Origin of the sequence: Stutzerimonas sp. FeSN7, assembly GCF_030263795.1 — a bacterium.
GTDB lineage: Bacteria > Pseudomonadota > Gammaproteobacteria > Pseudomonadales > Pseudomonadaceae > Stutzerimonas > Stutzerimonas stutzeri.
Genome location: NZ_JARPMN010000001.1, coordinates 877361 through 898875, shown reverse-complemented (window position 1 = coordinate 898875; position 21515 = coordinate 877361). Strand labels below are relative to the sequence as shown.

The 21515-nt window shown below is 62.9% G+C and carries 19 protein-coding genes; 7 read left to right on the top strand and 12 right to left on the bottom strand.

Going from position 1 to position 21515, the window contains the following annotated elements:
• Positions 1-24: 24 nt before the first annotated feature.
• Together argJ and secA are read right to left on the bottom strand one after the other, a co-directional pair.
• Positions 25-1242, bottom strand: coding sequence for a bifunctional glutamate N-acetyltransferase/amino-acid acetyltransferase ArgJ (argJ, locus tag P5703_RS04080; protein ID WP_279641192.1), 1218 nt, complete (start codon positions 1240-1242; stop codon positions 25-27).
• A gap of 108 nt (positions 1243-1350) precedes the next feature.
• Positions 1351-4089 carry a preprotein translocase subunit SecA gene (gene secA, locus P5703_RS04075; RefSeq protein WP_279641191.1) on the bottom strand — a complete coding sequence of 913 codons (2739 nt, stop codon included), beginning with the start codon at positions 4087-4089 and terminating at the stop codon, positions 1351-1353.
• A gap of 270 nt (positions 4090-4359) precedes the next feature.
• Here secA and P5703_RS04070 point away from each other — a divergent pair, with 270 nt between their 5' ends.
• The 4 genes from P5703_RS04070 (at position 4360) to P5703_RS04055 (ending at position 6120) form a co-directional block, all read left to right on the top strand.
• Complete coding sequence (locus tag P5703_RS04070; RefSeq protein WP_125851402.1) at positions 4360-4815, top strand: DciA family protein; 456 nt, start codon at positions 4360-4362, stop codon at positions 4813-4815.
• Between the two features lie 119 nt (positions 4816-4934).
• Positions 4935-5399 carry a hypothetical protein gene (locus tag P5703_RS04065; RefSeq protein WP_017246103.1) on the top strand — a complete coding sequence of 155 codons (465 nt, stop codon included), beginning with the start codon at positions 4935-4937 and terminating at the stop codon, positions 5397-5399.
• Positions 5400-5484: 85 nt separating this feature from the next.
• On the top strand, positions 5485-5739 hold the full coding sequence (locus P5703_RS04060) for a YebG family protein (protein WP_014597493.1): 255 nt from the start codon (positions 5485-5487) through the stop codon (positions 5737-5739).
• Positions 5740-5850: 111 nt separating this feature from the next.
• A complete protein-coding gene (locus P5703_RS04055) occupies positions 5851-6120 on the top strand; it encodes a DUF3509 domain-containing protein (protein WP_013983755.1) in 270 nt (89 codons plus the stop codon).
• Positions 6121-6270: 150 nt separating this feature from the next.
• Here P5703_RS04055 and P5703_RS04050 read toward each other — a convergent pair whose 3' ends face one another.
• From P5703_RS04050 to P5703_RS04035, 4 genes are all read right to left on the bottom strand, one after another.
• On the bottom strand, positions 6271-8886 hold the full coding sequence (locus P5703_RS04050) for a LuxR C-terminal-related transcriptional regulator (protein ID WP_279641190.1): 2616 nt from the start codon (positions 8884-8886) through the stop codon (positions 6271-6273).
• Between the two features lie 258 nt (positions 8887-9144).
• Positions 9145-10506, bottom strand: a complete 1362-nt coding sequence (locus P5703_RS04045) for a DUF1329 domain-containing protein (protein WP_279641189.1) — start codon at positions 10504-10506, stop codon at positions 9145-9147.
• Between the two features lie 101 nt (positions 10507-10607).
• Positions 10608-12413, bottom strand: coding sequence for a DUF1302 domain-containing protein (locus P5703_RS04040; protein WP_020308396.1), 1806 nt, complete (start codon positions 12411-12413; stop codon positions 10608-10610).
• Positions 12414-12944: 531 nt separating this feature from the next.
• A complete protein-coding gene (locus P5703_RS04035) occupies positions 12945-13502 on the bottom strand; it encodes a hypoxanthine-guanine phosphoribosyltransferase (RefSeq protein WP_135265968.1) in 558 nt (185 codons plus the stop codon).
• 257 nt (positions 13503-13759) lie between these two features.
• On the opposite strand from P5703_RS04035, the gene upp reads away from it, so the two are divergent.
• From upp to P5703_RS04020, 3 genes are all read left to right on the top strand, one after another.
• Complete coding sequence (gene upp / locus P5703_RS04030) at positions 13760-14398, top strand: uracil phosphoribosyltransferase (RefSeq protein WP_090522262.1); 639 nt, start codon at positions 13760-13762, stop codon at positions 14396-14398.
• A gap of 2 nt (positions 14399-14400) precedes the next feature.
• Positions 14401-15660: a uracil-xanthine permease family protein gene (locus P5703_RS04025; protein ID WP_279639883.1), complete on the top strand. Its 1260-nt coding sequence runs from the start codon at positions 14401-14403 to the stop codon at positions 15658-15660.
• A gap of 73 nt (positions 15661-15733) precedes the next feature.
• Positions 15734-16045, top strand: coding sequence for a YkgJ family cysteine cluster protein (locus tag P5703_RS04020; protein WP_285585597.1), 312 nt, complete (start codon positions 15734-15736; stop codon positions 16043-16045).
• Between the two features lie 56 nt (positions 16046-16101).
• Here P5703_RS04020 and P5703_RS04015 read toward each other — a convergent pair whose 3' ends face one another.
• The 6 genes from P5703_RS04015 to hemA all read right to left on the bottom strand — a co-directional run bounded on the left by P5703_RS04015 (position 16102) and on the right by hemA (position 21484).
• On the bottom strand, positions 16102-16620 hold the full coding sequence (locus P5703_RS04015) for an acyloxyacyl hydrolase (RefSeq protein WP_014597501.1): 519 nt from the start codon (positions 16618-16620) through the stop codon (positions 16102-16104).
• 86 nt (positions 16621-16706) lie between these two features.
• On the bottom strand, positions 16707-17501 hold the full coding sequence (murI, locus tag P5703_RS04010; protein ID WP_279641187.1) for a glutamate racemase: 795 nt from the start codon (positions 17499-17501) through the stop codon (positions 16707-16709).
• Positions 17494-18249 (bottom strand): molybdopterin-synthase adenylyltransferase MoeB, encoded by a 756-nt coding sequence (locus P5703_RS04005; RefSeq protein ID WP_125886639.1) that lies wholly within the window; start codon positions 18247-18249, stop codon positions 17494-17496. The genes murI and P5703_RS04005 overlap by 8 nt, the downstream gene beginning before the upstream one ends.
• 24 nt (positions 18250-18273) lie before the next feature.
• On the bottom strand, positions 18274-19101 hold the full coding sequence (gene prmC / locus P5703_RS04000; RefSeq protein ID WP_265662073.1) for a peptide chain release factor N(5)-glutamine methyltransferase: 828 nt from the start codon (positions 19099-19101) through the stop codon (positions 18274-18276).
• Between the two features lie 35 nt (positions 19102-19136).
• Positions 19137-20219, bottom strand: a complete 1083-nt coding sequence (gene prfA, locus P5703_RS03995) for a peptide chain release factor 1 (protein WP_014597505.1) — start codon at positions 20217-20219, stop codon at positions 19137-19139.
• The gene (hemA, locus tag P5703_RS03990) at positions 20216-21484 is read right to left on the bottom strand and encodes a glutamyl-tRNA reductase (protein WP_013983768.1); all 1269 of its coding nucleotides are present in this window, start codon (positions 21482-21484) and stop codon (positions 20216-20218) included. Before hemA ends, prfA begins: the two co-directional genes overlap by 4 nt.
• Between the last annotated feature and the right edge of the window lie 31 nt (positions 21485-21515).

Here is a 21515-nt window from a genome sequence, read left to right as displayed (position 1 = left end):
CGGGAATAGCGAGGGGCGAGACGATCAGGTCCGGTATTCGGCGTTGATCTTCACGTACTCGTGGGACAGGTCGGTGGTCCAGATGGTCTCGCTGCAGCTGCCGCGGCCCAACTCGATGCGAATGCTGATCTCCTCACGGGCCATCACCGCGGCGCCCTGCTCTTCGGTATAGCTGGGCGAGCGGCCACCCTGGCTGGCGATGCAGACCTCGCCGAGGAACACATCGATCTTGCTCACATCCAGATCCGGCACACCGGCATACCCCACGGCGGCGAGGATGCGCCCCCAGTTCGGGTCGGACGCGAACAGTGCAGTCTTGATCAGCGGCGAATGGGCCACGGCGTAGGCGACGTCCAGGCATTCCTGATGATTGCCGCCCCCGTTGACCTGCACGGTGACGAACTTGGTCGCTCCCTCGCCATCGCGGACGATGGCCTGGGCCACTTCCATGAACACCTCGAGAACCGCCTGCTTGAGCTTGCCGAACAGCTCGCCGGCGGCGGATGTGATCTCCGGCAATGCAGCCTGGCCGGTGGCGATCAGCATGCAGCAGTCGTTGGTCGAGGTATCGCCATCGATAGTGATGCGATTGAAAGACTTGTTCGCCGCATCGCGCACCAGATCCTGCAGCACGTTGCCGGCCACCTTGGCGTCGGTGGCGATGTAGCCGAGCATGGTGGCCATGTTCGGCCGGATCATCCCGGCGCCCTTGCTGATACCGGTAACGGTGACAGTGACGCCGTCGTGCTGGAACTGTCGGCTGGCGCCCTTGGGCTGGGTGTCGGTGGTCATGATGCCGGTCGCGGCCTCGGCCCAATGATCGGGCGAGAGGTCGTCGAGCGCGGCCTGCAATGCCGACTCGATCTTCTGCACCGGCAGCGGTTCGCCGATCACACCGGTGGAAAACGGCAGCACGGCAGTCTCGTCAACGCCGGTCAGCGCTGCCAGCGCGGCGCAGGTGCGACGGGCGTCGGCCAGCCCCTGAGGCCCGGTGCCGGCGTTGGCGTTACCGGTGTTAGTCAGCAGGTAGCGCACCGGACCGTGCATGCGTTCGCGGGTGATCAGTACCGGCGCGGCACAGAACGCGTTGGTGGTGGTCACTCCAGCCACTCGCGAACCTTCGGCGCAGCGCATCACCACCACGTCCTTGCGGCCCGGGCGCTTGATGCCGGCGGAGGCGATGCCCAGCTCGAAGCCGGGAACCGGATGCAGTGTAGGTAAAGGACCAAGACCGACAGCCATGGAGCGCTCCTTCAAGACAGTGGTGGCCAACAGGCCAGGTGACGGGGAGAAAAACGCCGCGAGCGGCACAGGCCGGTCGCGGCGTGGATCAACGGGACAAGGTCGGGCTTACTGGACCTGTCCGTGGCAATGCTTGTACTTCTTGCCCGAGCCACATGGGCAGGGCTCGTTGCGACCGATCTTCGGCTCGGTGCGCACCGGCGCCACCGCGACGTCCGGCTGGCCGGCCACCTCGGGCTGTTCTTCCGGCTGATCCAGCGCGGACACCTCGGCGTGCTGGAACTGCATGCGCTTGGCCAGCTCCTCGGCCTCGCGGCGCAGACGGGCCTCTTCTTCGGCCGGGTCTTCGCGGCGAACCTGCACGTGGGAAAGCACGCGGATGCTGTCGCGCTTGATGGATTCCAGCAGGTCCTGGAACAGTGCGAAGGACTCGCGCTTGTATTCCTGCTTCGGGTTCTTCTGCGCATAACCGCGCAGGTGAATGCCGTGGCGCAGATGGTCCATGGTCGACAGATGTTCTTTCCACAGGTCGTCCAGCACGCGCAGCACGATCTGCTTCTCGAAGGTGCGCAGCGCCTCGGGGCCGGCCAGCTCTTCCTTCTCCTGGTAGTCCGCCAGCAGCGCCTGCATGATTTTCTCGCGCAGGGTCTCTTCGTAGAGCTTCTCGTCCTCGTCGAGCCACTGCTGAATCGGCAGGCGCGCGCCGAAATCGCTGTACAGCACCGCCTCCAGACCGGGGATGTCCCACTGCTCGGGCAGCGACTGCGGCGGGATATGCGCGCTGATGGAGGCGTCCAGCACCTCCTGGCGGAACTCGGCAATGGTCTGGCCGATTTCGTCTGCCGCCAGCAGGCTGTTGCGCATGTGGTAGATCACCTTGCGCTGCTCGTTGGCCACGTCGTCGTATTCGAGCAGCTGCTTGCGCATGTCGAAGTTGCGGCCTTCGACCTTGCGCTGCGCCTTCTCGATGGCATTGGTGACCATGCGGTGCTCGATGGCCTCGCCGGACTCCATACCCAGCGCCTTCATGAAGTTCTTCACCCGGTCGGAGGCGAAGATGCGCATCAGGCTGTCTTCCAGCGACAGGTAGAAACGGCTGGAGCCTGGGTCCCCCTGGCGTCCGGCCCGGCCACGCAGCTGGTTGTCGATACGACGCGACTCGTGACGCTCGGATGCGATCACGTGCAGACCGCCCGCCTCCAGCACCTGTTGGTGGCGCTTCTGCCAGTCGGCCTTGATCTGCGCAACCTGTTCTTCGCTCGGGTTCTCGAGGGCCGCGACTTCCACTTCCCAGTTGCCACCGAGCAGGATGTCGGTACCGCGACCCGCCATGTTGGTGGCGATGGTCACCGCACCCGGGCGACCGGCCTGGGCGATGATCTCGGCTTCCTTGTCATGGTGCTTGGCGTTGAGCACCTTGTGTTCGATACCTTCCTTCTCCAGCAGACGCGATACGTACTCGGACGTCTCGATGGTCGCGGTGCCGACCAGCACGGGGCGGCCCTGTTCGCGGCATTCCTTGATATCGGCGATGATCGCGGCGAACTTCTCTTCCTGGGTCAGGTAGACCAGGTCATTGAAGTCCTTGCGCGCCAGCGGCTTGTTGGTCGGGATGACCACCACGGGCAGGTTGTAGATCTGCTGGAATTCGAAGGCTTCGGTATCGGCCGTGCCGGTCATGCCGGCGAGTTTCTTGTAAAGGCGGAAGTAGTTCTGGAAGGTGGTGGAAGCGAGGGTCTGGCTTTCCGGCTGGATCTGCAGCCCTTCCTTGGCCTCGATGGCCTGGTGCAGCCCTTCCGAGAGCCGGCGCCCGGGCATGGTCCGGCCGGTGTGCTCGTCGATCAGCAGCACCTGGTTGTTCTGCACGATGTATTCGACGTTGCGGTGGAACAGCTTGTGGGCACGCAGCCCGGCGTACACGTGTGTCAGCAGGCCGAGATTGTGCGCCGAGTAGAGGCTCTCGCCTTCGGCCAGCAGGCCGGCTGCGGTGAGCAGCTCTTCGATGTACTGATGGCCTTGCTCGTTCAGTTCGACCTGACGGGTCTTCTCGTCGATGCTGAAGTGCCCTTCCTGGGTAACGACGCCTTCTTCTTCCTCGATGTGCTGCTTGAGGCGAGGAATCAGCTGGTTGATCTGCTGATAGAGCTTGGAGCTGTCTTCGGCCTGACCGGAGATGATTAGCGGGGTACGTGCTTCGTCGATCAGGATGGAGTCGACTTCGTCGATGACCGCGAAGTTGAGTTCGCGCTGGTTCTTTTCCTGGAGGCTGAACGCCATGTTGTCGCGCAGGTAGTCGAAGCCGAACTCGTTGTTGGTGCCGTAAGTGATATCGGCGGCATAGGCGGCGCGCTTTTCTTCCGGCGGCTGGAACGGCGTGACGATACCGACGGTGAGGCCGAGGAATTCATACAGCGGGCGCATCCAGTTGGCGTCGCGGCGGGCCAGGTAGTCGTTGACGGTGACCACGTGTACACCCTTGCCGGCCAGTGCGTTGAGGTACACCGCCAGGGTTGCCACCAGCGTCTTGCCTTCGCCGGTGCGCATCTCGGCGATACGCCCTTCGTGCAGGGTCATGCCGCCGATCAGCTGCACGTCGAAGTGGCGCATGCCCATGACGCGCTTGCCGGCTTCACGGCAGACGGCGAATGCTTCGGGGAGGATCTGGTCGAGGGTTTCGCCTTTCTCGAGACGGGCCTTGAACTCTTCGGTCTTGCTGCGCAGTTGCTCGTCGGAGAGCGACAGCATCTGCTCTTCGAGTGCATTGACGGCTTGCACCGCCTTGAGCATGCGTTTGACTTCACGCTCATTCTTGCTTCCAAAGAGTTTCTTCAATAAAGGCGCAAACATATCGACAAAGACTTCCATGCTGGGGATGGAGGCACGTCCGTGGGGTCACGGCAACGTGCAAAGGGGCCATTCTACTCGGAAACGGCACTGAGGAAAGGTGCCTGACTGCGCAGCACGGCGACCCGCCAATGGCGCTGGCAGGCGACCGTTCGCCGCTCAACATGGGGCTCGTGACGCCTCATTTCAATCACACGCCTCCCGTACTGGCCGGCTTCGGCCGTGCGGCCTTCTGTTACCATGAATGCCGTCATCACGGATCTTCCGACCATCATGGCCTTCCGCCCATCACCGGCCCGCGCACCGGCCTCACTGTTGCGCGAAGCAAAGCCGCTCCGAGCCTTGTTCGGGGAGGCGCTGCGACTCGAGCATCTGCAGCGGTTGCTGGAGAGCCAGCTGCAGCCTGCTGCGCGTGAGCATTGCCGCGTGGCCTCCTGGCGTGAGGGTTGTCTGTTACTGATCGTCACCGATGGCCATTGGGCCACACGCTTGCGTTACCAGCAGCGCCGCCTGCAACGCCAGCTGGAAGCCATGGAAGAGTTCGCCGGACTGCTTCGTATCCAGTTCAAGGTACAGCCACCGCCGCCACCGAGGCACCAGCCTGCCGCTACACCGCCGCTGTCGAGCAACGCCGCTGACAGCATTCAGGCGGCCGCCCAAGGCATTCGTGATCCGGCGCTACGAGCCGCACTCGAGCGCCTGGCCAGCCGAGGCAAAACCAGCGACTGACATCCTGCTACAAATGCGCGCCCCATCCTTGCGCAGCCTCGCCCGGCACGGGTTAGCATGAGCCGGTCAATGCGGAGGTCTTCCATGTCGCTTAGCCGTTTGTCCGCAGGGGCGCGCTCATGCTGATCGGCGCCCTGCTCATCCTCACCTGGCTGGTACTGCTGGTCCGCTACCCGCTGAGAGCGGTGCCGATCTCGCTGGGGGCCGTGCTCGGTCTGGCACTTGTCGCCGGCTGGGTGCTCTGGCAGGAACATCGTGAGGAGCGGCTGCTGTCGCGCCTCGAGATCCGGCTAACCCACGACCCGCAGCGCTGCCCGGGCGCTCAGCCGCTGCATGTGCAACTGGTCAACCACACGGACAGGAAGCTGCAGAGTCTGCAATGGGAGGTGGCCGCCTATTCCCCGGGCTCACGCACCAACCTTGCGCGCCGTGCCTATGACGCTCCCGCCTACCAAGGGCCCGGCGATCTGCAACCGGGCGCGCGCTGGGAGTCCTGCCTGCCGCTGCCGCTGCTGCGTAGCGGATATCGCGCCGCGACTCTGGAGTTTCACGCCGAGCGGCTGCAAGGGCATTTCGCTCACTGACGCAACGGCACGCTACCAATCTTCGCCGCGCCCGCTTATCCTGTACAAATAAACAGTATCAATCTGCCAATGACCGAGGTGGTAAATGGCCGTCGAAGTGGTGTACCGCAGCAGTCGGGACCTGGAGCGTTTGTTCATGGATAAAGCCGAAGCCGATCGTCACGACAAAATGCTTGAGCTGGCCGAGGCGCTAGCGGCCGTACTGCAACAGGCATCGCCCTCGTTGAGTGAGCAGCAGGCCGAAGATATCGGGATCTTCATGGCGCGGCACCGTGAGTTGTTCGCCAAGGCCTTCAAGAGCAGCCCGGAAGCGCTGGCCGAGCTGAGCAGCCAGGCGTAACGCCAAGGAGCATTGCGGCGTTTTGCAGCAGTCAGGACACGCTGCGCCCGGGAAACTTGTCATCGCCTTACCGGGTCCATTGCTGGCAACCCCCTATACAGGTATTTAGGCATGACGAGTCCATTCCAGAAGATCAGTGATGTGTTTCGTCCCCGCTACAACGTCAACTTCAGCATCGAGAAGCCGGACGGCAGCATCCTGCTGACCCTGACCGGCGCCGAAGGCGTCGCGGTGAAGCGCTTCATCAGTGCGGAGCAGTGGCGCGATCAGCAACAGCTGCAACGCCTGATCACCAGCCTGCAGGTCAGCCTCGCCATCGAACGCGGCGAGCAGATGCCGCCACGCGCACTTCACGGAGATTTGCAGCCCGCCCTGCTGTAGCGGCTTCAGCCTGACTGCCTGCAGGTTGCCGCGTTTCCCCCGATCGTCCTCAAAACAACAACAAGAACTCTCTTCCCGCTGCCGATCAACGTATCCGCAGCGTACCGTTGCGCCTGGCGTCTGACCCAGGCGCAACGGTGTTCCCCGGCATCAGAGCCAGGCAAGCGCCTTGGCCTTGGCCACCGCCTGAGTCCTGCGCGCGACCCCCAGCTTGGTGTTGATCCGCCGCGCATGGGTCTTGACCGTATGCAGCGAGATGAATAACTGCTCGGCTATCTCCTGATTCGAACAGCCCTGAGCGATCAGGCGCAAGACAGTGAGCTCGCGATTGCTGAGAACGGTTTCCTCCGTCGCGGCCTGAGTAGTCTCCGGTTCGCGCTCGTATCTCAACAGACGCTGCCGCAGCGATTCCCCCTTCACCGCAGGCAGCACCCGCGCCAGCCACTGAGGTTGGCGGTGCGCCAGTTCGTACAGCGGCTTGACTAGATGCTGCCGAGCCGCCTCTCCCAGCGCCAGACGCACCTCGGCCTCCGCTTCTACCGCCTGGCCATCGACGTGCAAGGCCTCAGCCAGGCTGAAACGGCACTCGCACGCAAGTCCAAGGCGCTGCGCAGCGAGGTTCTGCTCGATCTGTTCACGTAACGCGGCAATCGCTTTCGCCGGCTGCCCGTCCAGGATGTCGATCACAGCCAGATAGCGGCGCACCCTCGGCAGCAATTCGTAGAAGCCGGACGGCGACAGATAACCGCGCCCTTCGTAGAGTTCCAACACCTGGCAGAGTGCACTGCGAGCCTTGCGCAATTCCCCCTGATGTAGCCAGGCCACTCCGTTTATCAGCGGCAGGATGCCGCGGAAACGTGCCTCAGGGACATGGCGCCACTGTGACAGCCGCTCGGCGTCGCGCAGCCAGTGATAAGCGCAGGCGAACTCCTGATTGCGCGCCGCCAGCTCGGCAAGCCCGACGTAACCGAAGAAGCAGTAGGAGTCGCCGCAGGTTTCGGTCTCGGCCTTGCCCAGCTGGTAGGCCTCCTGCGCAGGGTCGTCGAGCCCCTGATAGGCCAATAGGTGGCCCTGCAACAGCTGCAGCCGTCCGATCAACGGGCTGTGTCGAACCGACTCGCGCAGAGCCTGCAGTGCCTCGTTCAGCACCCCGACTGCCCGCTCGAACTCGCCGGTCAGCTCCAGCAACTGGATTCGGTCGACGCTGAGCATTACCTCATAGAGCACACTGCCCTTGAGCCGTGCGAGCTTCATGCCCTCGCTGTTGTAGTGCTGGGCAAGCTCCAGCTCGCCTTCGGCCATGGCTTGCTGCGTCAGAACCTGCAAACAGAGGACGCGTTGCGCCCAGGCGTGGTCGGAGAGCACTTCCAGCGCCTGCAGGCAGTGCTGTCGCGCCTCGGGCTCGCCGCGCAGACGCGCCAGAAAGCCCCGCAGCGCCTGCCACTGCGCCAGCAGCTGCGCCTGCCGGCGCGCGTCGGGCTGAGGGAAGAACTTGGCGAGCTCGGCCAGGCAGTCATCCACCTCGTCGAGTCGCGCCGAAATGATCAACGCCCAGCCCTGTAACACGATCAATCGCGTAGTACTGGCGAACAGATCCTGGGGCAGCTCGCTTCGCCATTTGAGGAAGCGCGACACGTTGTCGCCGATCAGCAACTGTTCCTGGCCGTACCGCTGCAGGTAATTGGCCGCCACTTCCGGCTGCCCGGCCCACAAGGCATGTTCCACTGCTTCGCGCATCTCGCCGCGACTGGCGAACCACTGACAGGCACGCAGATGCGCCTGAGTCGGCGCCGCATTTTCCGCGGAGCGCTGCAGCATCAGGGCCAGGGGCTTCCACAACCTGAACCACTCTCCACAGTTGTCGATCTGCCTGATGAAGAGCTGGCGTGTCTTGAGAACATCGAGGATCTCGCGACCCACACCGTCGAGGACGTGATCGCACAGTTCTGCGGAGAAACGCGGCATGCGCGCCAGGGCCAACAGCGCGCGCCGCACCTCGTCGCTCAACCCCGCCATCACTTCCCGCTGCACGTAATCCCTGAGCAGCGGTGTGCCGGCCAGCAGCCGCTCGCGCAGGGCGTGTTCGTCGGCGTTCAGCAGCATCAGGCAGACGCCGGCTGGCCAGCCCTCCAGGACGCGCTGCAGCTGCTGGAAGCTCTCTGGGGAAAGGGCCATACGATGGACCTTGAGCACCTGTTCAAGCTCATCGGCCGTGAATGCCAGCGCTTCGGCCTCAAGTTCGAACAGGTGCCCCTGCAAGAGCAACCGGGGCAGTTTCCACGCCGGCTGACGCCGACTGGTGACCCACCAGCTGACCGTGGACGGCCCCATGTCCAGTAGAAGATCGAGGCAATCATCGAGTTCGGGACTGGAGTCCCGCGGGTAGTCGTCGAGCATGATCCAGACGGGCTGGCGGATACGACGCAGCAAAGCCAGCAAGTCGTTTTCAGAACCGCCGCCTGCGGGCTCCGCCAAGGCAGCACCGAGCTGCTCATGCAGCGCTTCCACCGTGCAGGCTCGTCCACCAAGGTCCAGCCAGACCAACCGCGTGTCCGCCGGCACCTGCCGAGCGCACTCGCTCATCAGCACGGTCTTGCCGAATCCTGCCGGAGCGCAGATCAAGCGCAGCCGGCAGTCGCTGTCGAGCAGCGCCTGCGTCAATCGAGGCCGCCGGACGTGCAGCGGAGGCAGACGGGGAATGGACGGGAATTGCCCTGCGGGACTTGCCTCTGCACTGAGCGCATCAGGAATGAAGCGTACGGACATGGCAACGGTTCTCTTGTTCTGATCAATCCATTGAAACACAGCGCAGTGCGTGCCAGGCGTTACGCTCGGTTATCACGGCCGTCAGTCGAAACGCCATCCCTGTCATTGCATGCGGCCGCAACGTTGGTTAGCAGGTCCAGCCGGCGCGATAGCGTTCTGACACTGGAACTCTTAATCGGAAATTATCATCCGCTGGATGGAAGCAAAAAAAAAGGCGGCCAATCCGGCCGCCTTATTCACAAGCCAAATATCAGACGATCAACGTACCCCGGCATTACGCAGGGCGGCCGGCGTGAAGTCACGGGCAGAGGCACGATAGCCATACTCATGAGGCTTCTCCTCGTTGCTCATGCCGATCGCGATATAGCGGCCGGAAATGATGTCGTACAGCGCCTCGAATGCGTAGGCCGGAACCTTGTGCTGGTAGTACTGCAGCGAATGGGCTTCACCTACGCGCCAGAGCTGTCCACGGCCGTCGTAGAGCTCAGACTGAACGATGGTCCAGCTGTCCTCGTCGACGAAGAAGCGACGCTTGGCATAGATGTTCCGCTCGCCGCTCTTGAGCGTGGCCTCGATCTCCCAGACGCGGTGCAGCTCATAGCGTGCCAGATCCTGATTGACGTGACCAGCCTTGATAATCTGGTCGTACTTCAGGTCACTGGAGGCGATCTCGTAACTGTTGTAGGGGATGTACAGCTCCTTCTTGCCGATCAGCTTCCAGTCGTAGCGATCCGGTGCGCCACTGAACATGTCGAAGTTGTCGGTGGTGCGCATACCGTCGGATGCGGTACCCGGGCCGTCATACGCGACCTGCGGAGCGCGGCGAACCCGACGCTGCCCGGCGTTGTAGATCCAGGCCTGACGCGGCTCCTTCACCTGATCCAGCGAGTCGTGCACCAGCAGCACGTTACCAGCCAGTCGAGAAGGCGCTGTCACACGCTGCTTGAAGAACAGCAAGGCGTTCTTGGCGCGCTCCGGGTCCAGATCCGTCATGCCCAGTGGGAAAGCCACCTCGTCCTCGAAGTGAACCATTGTGTAGCTGCCGTTGGTTTGCGGAGTCGCCTGAACGATGTTGCGTCGCACATTGCCGCCGTGATAGCGGGTGATGTGGTTCCAAATCACCTCCAAGCCGTTCTTCGGAATCGGGAAGGCGTAATAGCGGCTGTCGGTGAAGTTGGCGAGGCCGTTGCCACCCTCGACGAGCTCGGTATTGACTGCGCTTTTCTTCGCGGCCTCGTAGATCTCATCCGGCACAGCGACGGTACGGTGCGTGGGGAACACGCGAATCTTGTAGGTTTCCGGGTAACGCTTGAACATGGCCAACTGACCTGCGGTCAGCTTGTCCTTGTACTGCTCGGCGTTCTGCGCGGTGATGACGAACTTCGGTTGCTCGTCCTTGAACGGATTGGTCAGGTGACCGTTCTTGAGCGGCGCGGCGTCGGTCTTCAGGCCGCCGGTCCACTCGGGGATGCTGCCATCGGAATTACCGGCCTTTTCAGCCCCCAATGGCGTCAGGGATGTGCCGAGCTTGGCGGCTTCTTCGGGGGAGACGGCAGCCATCACACTGCTTGCCAGCAGGGAGAAGGCCAAGACACTGAATAGTTTTCTTGTTGTTTTCATACGATTCCAGTTCCTCTTGATCTTGTTATAGGCCGGAGGCCCATGCCTGTCGCTGATGTCCGACCGATCATCCTCATCGGCCGGACACTTGGCTGGTCTCCTTAGAAGTTCACGCCCACGCTGAACGCGAGGAAGTCGCGGTCAACCAGCGTGTTGTAGTCGCCGCCGAAGAAATCGGTGTAGGACAGGCTGGCGGTGTACATATTCTGGTACTCGGCATCCAGACCAATGCTGACCGCCTTGGAGCCTTCGTTGAACAGACCGTTGGGGCCGTAGCCGTCGACGTCGTGGGAGAAGGACAGGTTGGGCTTGAGGTTGATGCCGGCGAAGACGTTGTCGTAGTCCGCGATGCCACGCAGGCGGTAGCCCCAGGAGTTGGCGGTGACGAAACCGTGGCGGCCGTAGCGGGCCAAAGCGGCTGGATCATCCGGGGTGCCGTAGATAGGATCACGCCCATAGCGCAGTTCGCTGGTGCTCTCGAGACCGCCGACATGCGTGTAGCCGACCTCGCCCACCACGGTCACCCTACCAGCGCCCAGTACTTGATCGAAGAAGTGAGTGAATGTGGTCTGCAACTGGGTGATTTCCTTGCGGTTGTAGCCGCGATTTTCTGCACCGAAAGTACTTTCAATGGGAGAGGTTCCCGGCGCAAGGGGATTAAGCAAAGCCCGAGTGAGGTCTTGAGTATTCAGCTGAACCGGTGCATTGGGTCGATAGCTGATCTCACCAGACCACGCGGTGCCAGTGGGCAATGTCGTAGAGAAGCTAAGGCCGTAAAGCTGGATATCTTCGGGGTACTCAAGGTAATAGCGGCCGTTGCCAAGCATGACGCTCTGCGCCAAACCAGAGCCAGCACCAGGCACGAGCCCATTAGCTGTACCGATAATGCCAGGCAGCTGCGCTGCGGTAGCCAAGCCAGCAGATCGCGTACTGACGTTTGGCGTCCGACTGTGGTAATTCATGAAATACGCACCATACTCGGTGGCATCACCCAACCAGCGCAATGCAAGACCGAACTGCCCCGAATCACGTGCATCCCGGTCGCCAGCTCGCGGCAAAACCACACCCTCAGGAGTGACTTCGAACCCCTGCCCGAACGCAGCAGCGACGGGTTGAAGAGGAGCGATTGCCGGGCTGCCCACGTGGTAGTTGGCATCACAACCATCCTGAACGACATCTACAGCGAAGAAAGTACCGCAATTATCGGCAACGGTCTGATCCCACTCGAGTTGATAGAACGCCTCCATGCTCAACCGGTCGGTCAGGCTCTGCGAGATGTAGAACATATTGACCGGAATCAGCCCCTCTTTGATCTCAGCACCCGGCCGGCGGAATGCTGCAGCGTCCAAGGGATTGATGGAGTTTATGCTGTTACCGATAAAGGTACTTTCGCCCCAGCTCACTACCTGCTTCCCAAGACGGACGGTCCCGGGCAGATCACCAACGGAATAATTGTGATAGACGAACGCGTCCAGAATTTGCGCGCCGGATGATTGAGCGGCTTCTTTCCGGTTGCTGTCGCTGATGTCCTTGAAAAGACGACTCTCATCCTTCAGCTCGAAGTCATACCAATACTTGCCGCGAACGAAGGCACCGCTATCGCGATAACGAAGCTCGAGATCGTGCACACCCTTGAAAATCTTGGAGAAGGTCTCGCCCTTCTTGAAGTTCAGACGACCATCGTCGCCGGTCTGGGTAAAGCCGGTACCGCCGTTGTTGATGCCGACCAGATCCCTGTCCCTGTCCGCCATGGACCAGCTGGCACCGATGGACATCGCCGAGTCGAATTGCCCTTCGATCTCGCCGATATTGAAGCTCACGGCGTAAGCCGGGGCGGCAGTGCCCAGCGCTACGGCGAGAGCTAGGGACTTCGGCTGGAAGATTCCTTGCCTTGTTGTTTTTGTCATGAGGCGCTCCTGATTGGTTCGAAGTGCGTAAACCCTACCCAGACGTAGAAGGAGGGTTAAGCGCACTAAGGTTTGATTTAGCTTGTAATCCTTTAGTATGAATAGCCTTTCCAGCATTGGCTTTCAGCGTGATTTCGTTCAGCCATGCGTATTTAAGGATGTTCTGAGCTTAGCCGTGAACGCTAGAAGCGCAAAGCCCGCCGCAGAGCCTTTCGTGCGGTTGAAATGAAGAAATGTCGGCTGGCTATCCGAAAGTAGTATTCACCATGCCGATAAGCAGCCCAATCCATCTGGATCAAGGCAGCCGGCATTGTGAAACACCAAACGCAGCCAGCGCGAGAACGAGCGGATCAGGCGCGGACACGCCACCGCTGCGTTACTTTAGGAAGCGCATATGGGGCCAATCGAAACGTAACTGCCGCAGCTCCCAGATCGCAGCGCGCATGACTGCCGCCAGGTCGGCGAATCGTCGCGGCCGTGTGGCTGCGCACTCATTGCGGGCGCGCATGACAATGAGCTCCGCCGAGACGCTTACATGCCCTTTACGGCGTAGATACCAGGGGCGTTGCGCCAGTAGCCCTTGTAGTCCATCCCGCAACCAAAGATATAGCGGTCGATGCAGCCGAGCCCAACGTAGTCCGCTTTCAGATCCGGGCGCGCCTTGCGCTGGTGGTCCTTGTTGATCAGTACCGCGGTATGCACGGCGGCAGCCCCGGCATGACGGCAGAAATCGATGATTGCGCCCAGCGTGTGCCCCTCATCCAGGATGTCATCGATGATCAGCACGTCGCGATCGATGAAGGAAATCTCCGGTTTGGCCTTCCAGAACAGCTCGCCGCCGCTGGTCTCGTTGCGGTAACGGGTCGCATGCAGGTAGGACAGCTCGAGGGGGAAGTTCAGCTTCGGCACCAATTTGCCGGAGAAGATCAGCCCTCCATTCATGACGCAGAACACCACCGGGTTGCGCTCGGCCAGTTCAGCGTTGATGGTTTCGGCAACCTTGGCGATCGCCGCTTCGACTTGTTCCTCGGTGTACAGGCAGTCTGCCTCGGCCATGACTTGGCGGATATGTGCGAGATCGACGGACATGAAGCGATTCCCCAGAGAATTTAGTTGGGAGCACCAGCCGGGGCTGGCAGCTCGTGCGGTTGAATCGCCGTGATGCCAGGCGAATCCGGACAGCGAAAACCTGACCGAACAGCCGGTTTTCGGCCGTTCGCGAAAGGGCGGGGAAGATACCCACCCTCGCCGCGCGCAGCAAGTCTGCCGGCCGGATGACACGCGAATAGCCGCTGCCCCGGCGATGCTTTAATCTAAGCCGGTTTATTTGCCCGCCGGAGGCCATAATGCCCATTCGAGAGATCCGCCACCCGCTGATCCGCCACAAGCTCGGCCTGATGCGCCGTGCAGACATCAGCACCAAGAATTTCCGCGAACTGGCGCAGGAAGTGGGATCGATCCTCACTTATGAAGCGACCTCGGACCTGCCGCTGGAACACTACAGCATCGATGGCTGGTGCGGCCCCGTTCAGGTGGAAAAGATCTCCGGCAAGAAGATTACCGTAGTACCGATTCTGCGTGCCGGCATCGGCATGCTCGATGGCGTGCTCAGCCTGATTCCCGGCGCCAAGGTCAGCGCGGTCGGCATTGCCCGCAACGAAGACACGCTGCAGGCGCAGACCTATCTGGAAAGGTTGGTCCCGGAAATCGAACAGCGCCTGGCGATCATCATCGATCCAATGCTTGCCACCGGCGGCTCGATGGTCGCCACCATCGACATGCTGAAAAAGGCCGGCTGCAAGGAGATTCGCGCGCTGGTCCTGGTTGCCGCACCGGAAGGCATCGCCGCCGTGGAGAGCGCGCACCCTGATGTGCTGATCTTCACCGCCTCCATCGATCAGCGCCTGGATGAGCATGGCTACATCGTTCCGGGCCTGGGCGATGCCGGTGACAAGATTTTCGGCACCAAGCAGAAGGACATCTGAGCATGTCGCATCCCGAGGAGCCGGTAGGCCGGCAGGTACTGGCCGGCGCGCAGATGCTGTTCGTCGCCTTCGGCGCACTGGTGCTGATGCCGCTGATCACCGGCATGGACCCCAACGTGGCGCTGTTCACTGCCGGTCTCGGCACGCTTCTGTTCCAGCTGGTCACCAAGCGTCAAGTGCCAGTATTCCTTGCATCGAGCTTCGCCTTCATCGCCCCGATCATCGCCGCCAAGGGTGAGTTCGGGCTGCCGGCCGTAATGGGTGGCGTGGTGGCGGCCGGGCTGGTGTACATGGTGCTGGGCTTCGCCGTGCGCCTGAAAGGACCGGGCTTCATCGACCGCTTGCTGCCGCCGGTGGTCATCGCTCCGGTGATCATTTCCATCGGCCTGGCGCTGTCGCCGGTGGCTGTGAACATGGCCATGGGCAAGGCCGGCGACGGCAGCGCTCAACTCATCACGTACCACACGGCGATGTTCATCTCCATGCCGGCGCTGATCACCACGCTGCTGGTAGCGGTATTGGGCAAGGGGCTGTTCCGTCTGGTGCCGATTCTCGCCGGCGTCGCGGTGGGCTACGGCCTGTCCTTTGCCTTCGGCGTGGTCGACACCAGCGGCATCGCCGCGGCGCCCTGGCTGGCGATGCCCAACTTCATCACACCGGAGTTCAACATCGGCGCCATTCTGTTCATGGTCCCCGTAGCCCTGGCTCCGGCGATCGAGCATATCGGCGGCGTGGTCGCCATCGGCAGCGTGACCGGCAACAACTATGTGAGGAAGCCGGGCCTGCATCGCACGCTCCTGGGTGACGGCGTGGCGACGTCCGCGGCCGGCCTGTTCGGTGGGCCGCCGAACACGACCTACGCCGAAGTGACGGGCGCGGTGATGCTGACCAGGAACTACAACCCGAAGATCATGACCTGGGCGGCGATATTCGCCATCGCGCTGGCCTTCATCGGCAAGTTCGGCGCCGGCTTGCTGAGCATTCCGGTACCGGTCATGGGCGGCATTCTCTGCCTGCTGTTCGGCTCGATCGCGGTGGTCGGCCTGAGCACGCTGATCCGCCATCAGGTCGACCTGTCCGAAGCACGCAACCTCATCATCGTCTCGGTGACGCTGGTGTTCGGCATCGGCGGCATGGCGATCGGCTACGGCGAGTTCACCCTGTCCGGCATCTCGCTGTGCGCGATCATCGCGCTTCTGCTCAACCTGGTGCTGCCCGGCGGCAAGGGGTGGCGCAACAAGCAGCTGAGCGAAGAATCCTGAAATTAGCGCCCCCACGCCCGCTGGGGCCGTCCGCCTCTCTGCCCGAGCCGATCACATTGGCTAGACTGCCGTCATGACTGACTCGACCATCCCGCTCAAGCAACTCGAAGACCCCATCGTCAGCTGCTCCACCTGCGCGGCGTGCTGCTGCCGTCTCGAAGTCATGCTGTTCGGCGATACCGGTGTACCGCAGCGGTTCATCGACAGGGACAGCTGGGGCGGCGAAGTGATGCGTAGGCTGGATGACGGCTGGTGCGCGGCGCTCGACCGGGACAGCATGCGCTGCACCATCTACGCGCAGCGGCCGCTGATCTGCCGGGAGTTCGAACTGGGCTCGCAGGATTGCCGCGAAGAGCGCAAGGGCAGCGCCACGGCGTATGGCTGAGGCCGCCTGAGAGCACTGCAGGGCCGGCGACAGCCCTGCAGCCTGGACGCTATCGCTTAGAACGCCATCCGGTAGTGCAGAGCGTAGCTCTCGACGCCGTCGTTCGGCTTCTTGATACCCGCGTTGGAGTAATGGATCGCACGTACGCCGACCTCATGGCCGCCGGCAAAGCGCAGACCCGCACCGATACGGTCCTCGAACTGGAACGACGACCCCAGACGGTTGCCTTCCACCTCGGTGTTTTCGAACGCCGCCACACCGATACCCGCCTCGACGTAAGGCTTGACCGACTGGCCGGCGAACTCGTAGACGAAGACCGGTGCCAGTGAAATGCTGTGATTGCTGGTGGACTCGTCGCCCTCCCAGTAGGTGTAACCTGCATCCCAATAGCCGGTCAGTCGCCCGACGCTGGTCTGGAACCAGCTCCTGTTGAAGTCGAATTGCGCACCCAGGCGATAGGTCATGGTCGACTCATCGGTCTGACCGACCGCAACGGTGAGATCCACGGCGTGAGCAGCCGCCATCTGCCCCAGGGAAATCGCCGCTACCGCAGCCAGGGAGGACAGTTTTTTCATGGGAACTTCCTTATAAAAAACACTGCGTTTGTGTTTGGTTATTTGTCGCCAGCATCAGTTGAGAAACTCCATTGCTTTGGGAGTTCCTATCGGGAGAACAACTCGACCTCTGCATGTTCACCCCAAAGTATAGGCAGCACCTCGGCCATTCGCTGCGGATCGCCGCTGCAATAGAATCGGCAACTGCTTTCCCCGTCGGCGAGCCGGCCGCGCTCCGTCAACACCTCAGCCAGGTGGCGCGCAACCGCTGCTCCAGTATCAATCAACCGGATGTCGCGAGGCACGAGGCGGCTCAGCAGCGGACGAATGAAGGGGTAATGAGTGCAGCCCAGGATCAGCGTGTCGCAGCCCTGCGCCAGCAGTGGCTCGACCCAGCCCTGGAGCATCACGCGCAGCTCGACGCTATTCAGATCGCCGGCCTCGATGCGCTCGACCAGCCCCGGGCAAGGCTGAGTGATCACCCGCACGTCCGCAGCGAAACGATCGAGCAATGCGGCGAACCTGGCGCTTTTCAGCGTACCGGTGGTGGCGAGCACGCCTACCACGCCACTGCGGGTGGCCGCGGCGGCGGGCTTTACCGCCGGCTCCATGCCAATGATGGGCCAATCCGGATACAGCTCGCGCAGCTCGGTCACGCCGGCCGCCGTCGCGGTGTTGCAGGCCACCACCAGGGCCTTGGCACCCTGCTCGACGAAAAACGCCGCGATGATGCGGCAGCGCTCGCGGATGTACTCGGGGCTCTTCTCGCCGTAAGGCACGTGGACGCTGTCCGCCAGATAGAGCAGCGATTCGTGCGGCAGGCGCTGGCGAATCTCGCGCAGCACCGAGAGCCCGCCAACGCCGGAATCGAATACGCCCACGGGCGCCGTACAGTCAGGCATCGCCTGAACCACACACCGCGCAGTGCGGATCGCGCTTGACCCGCAACTCGCGAAAACGACTGGACAGCGCGTCGATCAGCAGCAGACGACCGATCAATGGCTCACCGAAACCGGCTAGCAGCTTGAGCGCCTCCAACGCCTGCAGGCTGCCGACCATGCCTACCAGTGGACCGAGGACCCCTGCCTCGCTACAGGTCAGTTCTGTCTCGCTACCGTGCCCGTAAAGGCAGTGGTAACAGGGGCTCGTTTCGACTCGGGGATCGAACACGGAGAGCTGTCCCTCGAGACGAATCGCCGCACCGCTGACCAGGGGCTTTCGGGCCTTCACGCAGGCTGCATTGACCGCCTCGCGGATGGCGAAATTGTCCGTGCAGTCGAGCACCAGATCGACCTGGGCAACCACTGCATCCAGCGAGTCGGCATCCAGCCCGCTGCGATAAGGAATCAGGCGCACATGCGGGTTCAATGCTTCCAGCCGGGCCATGGCCGAATCCACCTTGTGCAGCCCCAGCGAGCGGCTGTCATGCGCAATCTGGCGCTGCAAGTTGGTCAGGTCCAGCGTGTCGAAGTCAGCCAGATGCAGCTCGCCAACCCCTGCAGCCGCGAGATACAGCGCCACCGGCGAGCCGAGCCCGCCGAGGCCGACGATCAGCGCCCGGCTCTGCTTGAGACGCAGCTGCCCCTCGATATCGACCTGCTTGAGCAGGATCTGCCGGCTGTAACGCAGCAGTTCTTCGTCACTCAGCATCGAGCACCTCGCGTAACAGAAAGGTCATGGCAGCCGCCCGAGACTGACGCGCTCGTGGCCGCCCAGGTCGCAGCGGCTTTCGCACGCCTCGAAGCCGTGCGCCGCCATCAGTGAACGCACCGCCGGCGCCTGATCGAAGCCATGCTCCAGCAGCAACCAGCCGCCCGCGGTCAGATGGGCGGGAGCCTGGGCGACGATCGTACGGATGTCGTCCAGCCCGTCCACCCCGGCCACCAGCGCACTCTGCGGCTCGAAGCGCACGTCGCCCTGTTGCAGATGCGGATCGCTGGCAGGGATGTACGGCGGGTTGCTGACGATCAACTGGAAGCGCTCCCCCGTCACCTCGGCGAACCAGTCGCTGCGTGCGAAGTGGGCATTGCCCAGCCCGAGGCGCAGGCGATTGCGTTCGGCGAGCGCGACCGCGGCCTCGATGCGGTCGACACCGCTGACCTGCCACTGCGGCCGTTCAGCCGCCAGCGCCAGCGCGATCGCACCGGTTCCGGTGCCCAGGTCGAGTACCCGGGCCGGCGTTGCCGGAAGCAGCTGCAGAGCGGTTTCCACCAGCAGCTCGGTGTCCGGACGAGGAATCAGGGTATCCGGCGCGACCTCCAGCTCCAGGCTCCAGAAGCCCTGGCGGCCGAGGATATAGGCAACCGGCTCGCCGCGCCGACGGCGGGCCAGATCAGCCGCGAAGCGCTCGGCAAGGTCGCCCGGCACCTCACGCTCGGGCCAGGTGCGCAGGTAGCTGGTGGACTTGCCAAGGGCGGCAGCGAGCAACCACTCGGCATCCAGCCTGGCGCTCGGCGAATCCGGCAGATCGGCACTGTGCAGCAGGGACTCGATGGTAGGCATGGGATGCTCGTGGAAACGCCGCAAGGCGGCAAGGATCAGTCGCCCAGCGCGGCCAGCTGGTCGGCCTGGTATTCCTGCAGCAGCGGCTCGATGACCTGCTCCACGGCGCCGCCGATCACTTCGTTGAGCGAATACAGTGTCAGGTTGACCCGATGGTCGGTGACGCGGCCCTGAGGAAAATTGTAGGTACGGATGCGCTCGGAACGATCACCGGACCCGACCAGCAGCTTGCGCGTCTCGGATATTTCCTTGTGCGCCGCGGCATCCTGGCGGTCCTGCAACTTTGCCGCCAGCCAGGCCAAGGCCTTGGCGCGGTTCTTGTGCTGGGAACGCTCTTCCTGACACTCGACGACGATCCCGGTCGGCAGGTGGGTGATGCGAATCGCCGAATCGGTCTTGTTGACGTGCTGGCCGCCGGCGCCCGAGGAGCGGTAGGTGTCGATGCGCAGGTCGGCCGGATTGATTTCCACGGCCGCCTGCTCGTCCGGCTCCGGCAGGACCGCCACGGTGCACGCCGAGGTGTGGATACGCCCTTGCGACTCAGTTTCCGGCACACGCTGCACGCGGTGCGCGCCGGACTCGAACTTGAGCTTGGCGTAGACGTTGTCGCCCTCGACGCGGGAAATCACTTCCTTGTAACCGCCGTGCTCGCCCTCGCTCTCGGAAAGGATCTCCACGCGCCAGCCCTGTTTCTCGGCGTAGCGCGAATACATGCGGAACAGGTCGCCGGCGAAGATCGCCGCCTCGTCGCCGCCGGTACCGGCGCGGATTTCCAGGAACACGTTGCGCCCGTCGTTCGGGTCTTTGGGCAGCAACATGCGTTGCAGATTGGCTTCCAGGGTTTCGAGCTGCGCCTTGGCCTCGGCCACTTCCTCCTCGGCCATCTCGCGCATGTCGGGATCGCTGTCCTTGAGCAGCGCCTGGGCGCCTTCGAGGTCCTGCTGGACCTTGCACAGCTGGCGATAGGCGACGATCACCGGCTCGACCTCGGCGTATTCGCGCGAATAGGCGCGGAAGCGGTTCTGGTCACTGATGACCTCGGCATCGCCGAGCAGCGCGGTGAGCTCTTCGAAACGGTCCTGCAGGATGTCCAGCTTGTTCAGCAGCGAAGCTTTCATGTCTTTTCCGTGCCCTCGTGCAGGGCGAAGAGTTCCTGGGCCATGCTAAGCGCCTCGACGCGGCCCTCGGCGGAGAGTTTTTTCAGCTGCACGCTGGGGGCATGCAGCAGCTTGTTGGTCAGCCCCCGGGCGAGCTGGGCGAGGACGTCCTCGGCGCTGGCGCCATTGGCCAGCAGACGCTGGGCCTTGCTCAGTTCGTCGTCGCGAATCCGCTCGGCATGCTGCCGATAGGCCTTGAGCACATCCACTGCGGCCAGCTCGCGCAGGCGCTGCATGAAATCCTCGGTACCGGCGGCGACCAGCTCCTCGGCGGCCTGGGCAGCACCCTGACGGCTCTTGAGGTTTTCCGCGACCACCTCGTGCAGGTCGTCGACGGTGTAGAGATAGACATCATCCAGCTCGCCGACCTGTGGCTCGATGTCCCGCGGCACGGCGATATCGACCATGAACATCGGCTTGTGCTTGCGCCGCTTCAGCGCCTGCTCCACCGCACCCTTGCCGAGGATCGGCAGCTGGCTGGCGGTGGAGCTGATGACGATGTCGCTGTTGTGCAGCTCTTCCGGGATGTCGGCGAGCAGGATCGCCTGCGCTCCCAGCTCCGCCGCCAGGGCGCTGGCGCGCTCGAGGGTACGGTTGGCGACGACGATCTTCTTCACGCCCTGCTCGTGCAGGTGACGCGCCACCAGGGTGATGGTTTCGCCGGCGCCGATCAGCAGCGCCTGGCTGCGCTGCAGGTTGCTGAAGATTTGCCGCGCCAGACTGACCGCAGCGAAGGCCACGGACACCGGGTTCTCGCCGATGGCCGTGTCGGTCCGCACGGTCTTGGCCGTGCTGAAGGTGGCCTGGAACAGTCGTCCGAGCAGCGGGCCGATACTGCCGGCCTCGCGGGCGACTGCGTAGGCAGACTTCATCTGCCCGAGAATCTGCGGCTCGCCCAGCACCAGCGAGTCGAGCCCGGAGGCGACGCGCATCATGTGACGCACAGCCTGGTCGTCGACGTGCACATAGGCGCAGGCCTTGAGTTCGTCGAGGCTGAGGCGGTGATAGTTGGCCAGCCAGGCCAATACCGCGTCGGCTTCCAGCTGATCCTGCTGCAGATAGAGCTCGCTGCGATTGCAGGTCGAAAGAATCGCGGCCTCGCGAGTTGGCGTGACGCGACACAGCTGGCGCAAGGCCTCGACCATCTGATCCGGCGTGAAGGCTACGCGCTCGCGGACGTCCACCGAAGCGGTCTTGTGATTGATGCCAAGCGCGAGGAAAGCCATGCAGAATCGCTGATTCGATAACGGAGCGCGC

Bases quoted from the DNA above. Each gene is read 5' to 3' on its own strand.
- P5703_RS04015 (WP_014597501.1), bottom strand. From the start codon at position 16,620: ATGAAAAAACTGTCCTCCCTGGCTGCGGTAGCGGCGATTTCCCTGGGG.
- secA (WP_279641191.1), bottom strand. From the start codon at position 4,089: ATGTTTGCGCCTTTATTGAAGAAACTCTTTGGAAGCAAGAATGAGCGT.
- prfA (WP_014597505.1), bottom strand. From the start codon at position 20,219: ATGAAAGCTTCGCTGCTGAACAAGCTGGACATCCTGCAGGACCGTTTC.
- argJ (WP_279641192.1), bottom strand. From the start codon at position 1,242: ATGGCTGTCGGTCTTGGTCCTTTACCTACACTGCATCCGGTTCCCGGC.
- P5703_RS04025 (WP_279639883.1), top strand. From the start codon at position 14,401: ATGTCGCATCCCGAGGAGCCGGTAGGCCGGCAGGTACTGGCCGGCGCG.
- P5703_RS04040 (WP_020308396.1), bottom strand. From the start codon at position 12,413: ATGACAAAAACAACAAGGCAAGGAATCTTCCAGCCGAAGTCCCTAGCT.
- P5703_RS04060 (WP_014597493.1), top strand. From the start codon at position 5,485: ATGGCCGTCGAAGTGGTGTACCGCAGCAGTCGGGACCTGGAGCGTTTG.
- P5703_RS04035 (WP_135265968.1), bottom strand. From the start codon at position 13,502: ATGTCCGTCGATCTCGCACATATCCGCCAAGTCATGGCCGAGGCAGAC.
- P5703_RS04065 (WP_017246103.1), top strand. From the start codon at position 4,935: ATGCTGATCGGCGCCCTGCTCATCCTCACCTGGCTGGTACTGCTGGTC.
- P5703_RS04005 (WP_125886639.1), bottom strand. From the start codon at position 18,249: ATGCTGAGTGACGAAGAACTGCTGCGTTACAGCCGGCAGATCCTGCTC.
- hemA (WP_013983768.1), bottom strand. From the start codon at position 21,484: ATGGCTTTCCTCGCGCTTGGCATCAATCACAAGACCGCTTCGGTGGAC.
- P5703_RS04020 (WP_285585597.1), top strand. From the start codon at position 15,734: ATGACTGACTCGACCATCCCGCTCAAGCAACTCGAAGACCCCATCGTC.
- P5703_RS04070 (WP_125851402.1), top strand. From the start codon at position 4,360: ATGGCCTTCCGCCCATCACCGGCCCGCGCACCGGCCTCACTGTTGCGC.
- prmC (WP_265662073.1), bottom strand. From the start codon at position 19,101: ATGCCTACCATCGAGTCCCTGCTGCACAGTGCCGATCTGCCGGATTCG.
- P5703_RS04045 (WP_279641189.1), bottom strand. From the start codon at position 10,506: ATGAAAACAACAAGAAAACTATTCAGTGTCTTGGCCTTCTCCCTGCTG.
- murI (WP_279641187.1), bottom strand. From the start codon at position 17,501: ATGCCTGACTGTACGGCGCCCGTGGGCGTATTCGATTCCGGCGTTGGC.
- upp (WP_090522262.1), top strand. From the start codon at position 13,760: ATGCCCATTCGAGAGATCCGCCACCCGCTGATCCGCCACAAGCTCGGC.
- P5703_RS04050 (WP_279641190.1), bottom strand. From the start codon at position 8,886: ATGTCCGTACGCTTCATTCCTGATGCGCTCAGTGCAGAGGCAAGTCCC.
- P5703_RS04055 (WP_013983755.1), top strand. From the start codon at position 5,851: ATGACGAGTCCATTCCAGAAGATCAGTGATGTGTTTCGTCCCCGCTAC.